This window comes from Sphaerisporangium sp. NPDC049002 (assembly GCF_040649355.1).
In the GTDB taxonomy this organism is placed as follows: domain Bacteria; phylum Actinomycetota; class Actinomycetes; order Streptosporangiales; family Streptosporangiaceae; genus Sphaerisporangium.
In genome coordinates, this window is record NZ_JBEZFH010000350.1 from 1 (window position 1) to 4,469 (window position 4,469).

The window sequence follows — 4,469 nt, forward strand, 5'->3', positions numbered from 1 at the left end:
CGTTTAACCGGGAGCAAACCGCGCCTTTCCAGGCACTTGACTTCCAGTCACCCGAACCCGCTAGGATTCAGACCACCCTGTCTCCAGGGCAACCCTACTAACTTACCCGATCGGGAGGGCCTCGTCAAACTTCGGCGTGGCACTTCAAACCAAGGTAGGTCTTCGGGAGTGCAGGAGAGCCTAACACCTCCGGAAGCCGAATGATTCCCAGAGTCTCCGCTCAGATCGAGTGGAGTGCGGCGTCGCCCTGCGAGTAGAACTCTAGCATCGGCGCGACCGTGTCATGAACAACTTAGGTCAGTCCGCCGTTATGCCCGGGGCGCGAACGTCCAAACCTCCAGTTCGGGTCCTGACGGACCGAAGCACAAGAGCCCGCGACCTTGGGGGTCGCGGGCTCCTGGAAGGTCCTCTCAGCTCGCCGGCAACGCCGCCAGCTGTGCCTCAAGCCGGGCGATGTCGGCGTCGGCCTGAGCCGCCCTGGCGCGGACCTTGACGACGACGTCCTCCGGCGCCTTGGACATGAACTGCTCGTTGGCCAGCTTGGCGGCCGACTGGGCCGCCTCCTTGCGCGCCACGGCGAGATCCTTGTCCATGCGCCGCCGTTCGGGGGCCACGTCGATGGCCCCCGCGGTGTCGATCTCGACGACGGCGGAGCCCACAGCGAGCCGTGCCGTGGCCGCGAACGACTCTGAGGGGTCGTCCAGCCGCAGCAGGGCGCGTATGGCGGTCTCGTGGGCGCCAAGCGCCGTGCTGTCGAGCGAGAGCCTGGCCGCGACCCGCTGGCCGGGCTTCAGCCCCTGGTCGGACCTGAAGCGGCGGACCTCGGTGATGAGCTCCTGCAGAGAAAGGATCTCCCCCTCTGCCGCCGGGTCGGCGTACCGGGCGTCGGGGACCGGCCAGGCGGCCACCGTGACGGAGGGCCCCCCGGTCAGCGCCCGCCAGAGCTCCTCGCTGACGAACGGCACAAGGGGGTGCAGCAACCGGAGCAGGGCGTCGAACACGTGCCCCAGCACCAGGCGGGTGCGGTCAGCCACCTCGCCGCCCGACGCGATCTGGATCTTGGCGAGCTCGACGTACCAGTCGCAGACCTCGTCCCACGCGAAGTGGTAGAGCTGATCGGAGATCTTGGCGAACTCGAAGTCCTCGTACCCGATGTCCACCGCGCCGACGACCGCCTGAAGGCGGGACAGGATCCACCGGTCGGCGACGGTCAGGTCACCGGGATCGGGCAGCGCGCCCGAGACGGTAGCTCCGTTCATCAGCGCGAAGCGGGTGGCGTTCCAGATCTTGTTGCAGAAGTTGCGGGAGCCCGCGGCCCAGTCTTCGCTGATCGCCACGTCGGACCCCGGGCCGGCCCCCCGGAGGAGGGTGAAGCGGGTCGCGTCGGCGCCGTACCGGGAGATCCAGTCGAGCGGGTCGACGACGTTCCCGAAGGACTTCGACATCTTCTTGCCGAACTGGTCGCGGACCATGCCGTGGAGCGCCACAGTCTGGAACGGCGGCGTGCCGTCCATGGCGTACAGGCCGAACATCATCATGCGCGCGACCCAGAAGAACAGGATGTCGTACCCCGTCACCAGGACCGTCGTGGGGTAGAAGCGCTCCAGCTCGCGCGTGCGCTCGGGCCAGCCGAGGGTGGAGAACGGCCACAGGCCCGAGGAGAACCAGGTGTCGAGCACGTCGGGATCCTGCGCGTACCCGGCGGGAGGCTCCTCGTCGGGACCGACGCACAGCACCTCGCCCTCGGGGCCGTACCAGACCGGGATGCGGTGGCCCCACCACAGCTGGCGGGAGATGCACCAGTCGTGCATGTCGTCGACCCAGTCGAAGTAGCGCTTGGCCAGCTCCGGCGGGTGGATGCGGGTGCGGCCGTCGCGCACGGCGTCTCCCGCGGCCTTCGCCAGCGGCTGGACGTTCACGAACCACTGCAGCGACAGCCTCGGCTCGACCACGGTCTTGCAGCGGGAACAGTGGCCGACGGCGTGCAGGTAGGGACGCCGCTCGGCGACCACGCGACCCTCGGCGCGAAGCGCCGCGACCACGGCGGGCCTCGCCTCGAAGCGGTCGAGCCCCTGGAAGGGACCGTGGGCGGTGATGACGCCCCGCTCGTCCATGATCGGGAGGGACGGCAGCCCGTGGCGCCGGCCGATCTCGAAGTCGTTGGGGTCGTGCGCGGGGGTGACCTTGACCGCGCCGGTGCCGAACGCCGGGTCGACGTGCTCGTCGGCCACGATCGGGATCAGCCGGCCGGTGAGCGGCACCTCCACCAACGTGCCGACGAGGTGGGCGTAGCGTTCGTCGGAGGGGTGCACGGCGACGGCCGTGTCTCCGAGCATCGTCTCGGCCCGGGTGGTGGCGACGACGATGGACGACTCGCCCTCGCCGTAGCGGATCGAGACCAGCTCGCCTTCGTCGTCTGTGTGGTCGACCTCGATGTCGGAGAGCGCGGTGAGACAGCGGGGGCACCAGTTGATGATGCGCTCGGCGCGGTAGATCAGACCGTCGTCGAAGAGCCGCTTGAAGATCGTCTGGACGGCCCGGGAGAGGCCCTCGTCCATGGTGAACCGCTCGCGCGACCAGTCGACGCTGTCGCCGAGCTTCGCCATCTGGCCGAGGATCCGGCCGCCCGAATCCTCCTTCCACTGCCAGACCCGCTCGACGAACGCCTCGCGGCCGAGGTCGTGCCGGGACAGGCCCTCCTTGGCCAGCTCGCGCTCGACGACGTTCTGCGTGGCGATGCCCGCGTGGTCCATGCCGGGGAGCCACAGGGTCTCGAAACCGCGCATACGGGCCCGCCGGCTCAGGGCGTCCTGGATCGAATGGTCGAGGGCGTGGCCGATGTGGAGGACACCGGTGACGTTGGGCGGCGGCAGGACGATGCTGTACGGCTCGCGCTCGCTGCCTACATCCGCAGTGAAGTAGCCCTCCGCCACCCAGCGCTCGTAGCTCTGGGTCTCGACGTCAGCGGGTGCGTACTGGGTTGGCAGCTCAGGCGTTGTCACAGTCACCAATTGTAGGGAGGCCCGCACCTTGCCCGTGTCCTAACCACGGGCCGTCCCTTACCTGATATACGGACCCGAGGTGCCCAAAAGCCATATTGAGCATGGCTATAAGTACGGCCTCACTACGCTGAGCGATCTGGGACGGCGTATCCGCAGGGCTCCGTGATAGGGGCCTGGGCACGAAAACGCCCTATATCCCGGCTGAATCCCCCCGGAAGCCATGATCGCGGGCGGCCGGTCGGCCGCCCGCGATCATATGGCGTCAGTGTCGTCGGAGAGAGCGCCCGATCAGGCGGACTTCTCCCGAGGAGTTCGCTGCTGCTTGGCGTTCAGCTGATCGCGAGGGACCAGGGTGGGGTTGACGTGCTCAAGGACCGACTCCCTGGTGATGACCACGCGTGCCACATCCTGACGGGAGGGCACTTCGTACATCACCGAGAGGAGGACCTCCTCCATGATGGCGCGAAGCCCGCGGGCACCGGTGCCCCGCAGGATCGCCTGGTCGGCGATGGCCTCCAGGGCGTCGTCGGTGAACTCCAGCTCGACGTTGTCGAGCTCGAACAGCCGGCGATACTGCTTGACCAGGGCGTTCCTCGGCTCGGTGAGGATCTGGATGAGCGCCTCGCGGTCGAGGTTGTGAACGCTGGTGATGATCGGGAGCCGGCCGACGAACTCGGGGATCATGCCGAACTTCAGCAGGTCCTCCGGCATGACGTCGGCGAAGATGTCGGACGCGTCGATCTCATCCTTGGAGTGGATGATCGCGTTGAATCCGATGCCCTTCTTGCCGATGCGCGACTCGATGATCTTCTCTAGACCGGCGAAGGCGCCACCACAGATGAACAGCACGTTGGTGGTGTCGATCTGGATGAACTCCTGGTGCGGGTGCTTGCGACCGCCCTGCGGCGGGACCGAGGCGGTCGTGCCTTCGAGGATCTTCAGCAGAGCCTGCTGCACGCCCTCGCCCGACACGTCGCGGGTGATCGAGGGGTTCTCGCTCTTGCGGGCTATCTTGTCGACCTCGTCGATGTAGATGATGCCCGTCTCGGCCTTCTTGACGTCGTAGTCGGCCGCCTGGATCAGCTTGAGCAGGATGTTCTCGACGTCCTCGCCGACGTAGCCCGCCTCCGTGAGCGCCGTGGCGTCCGCGATGGCGAACGGCACGTTCAGCATCTTCGCGAGAGTCTGCGCGAGCAGGGTCTTACCCGAACCGGTCGGGCCGAGCAACAGAATGTTGGACTTTCCCAGCTCAAGGCCGTCGTCTCGGCCGCGCTCGCCGGACTGCACCCGCTTGTAGTGGTTGTACACCGCCACCGAGAGAGCCCGCTTCGCCTTGTCCTGACCGATGACGTAGGCGTCGAGGAACTCGTAGATCTCTCTTGGCTTGGGCAGACTGTCCCACTTGAGCTCGGAGGACTCGGAGAGTCGTGGCCGAACATGGACGCCTGCGGCCGGTGGACGGCCGAG

2 protein-coding genes are annotated in these 4,469 nt (G+C 67.3%); both read right to left on the reverse strand.

What is annotated here, in order from left to right; genetic code table 11:
• Positions 1-410: 410 nt before the first annotated feature.
• On the reverse strand, positions 411-3,002 hold the full coding sequence (locus tag AB0B89_RS35105) for a valine--tRNA ligase (protein WP_358561695.1): 2,592 nt from the start codon (positions 3,000-3,002) through the stop codon (positions 411-413).
• Positions 3,003-3,290: 288 nt separating this feature from the next.
• Positions 3,291-4,469, reverse strand: a 1,179-nt coding sequence (gene clpX, locus AB0B89_RS35110; protein WP_358561698.1) for an ATP-dependent Clp protease ATP-binding subunit ClpX, incomplete at its 5' end; no start/stop codon positions are given.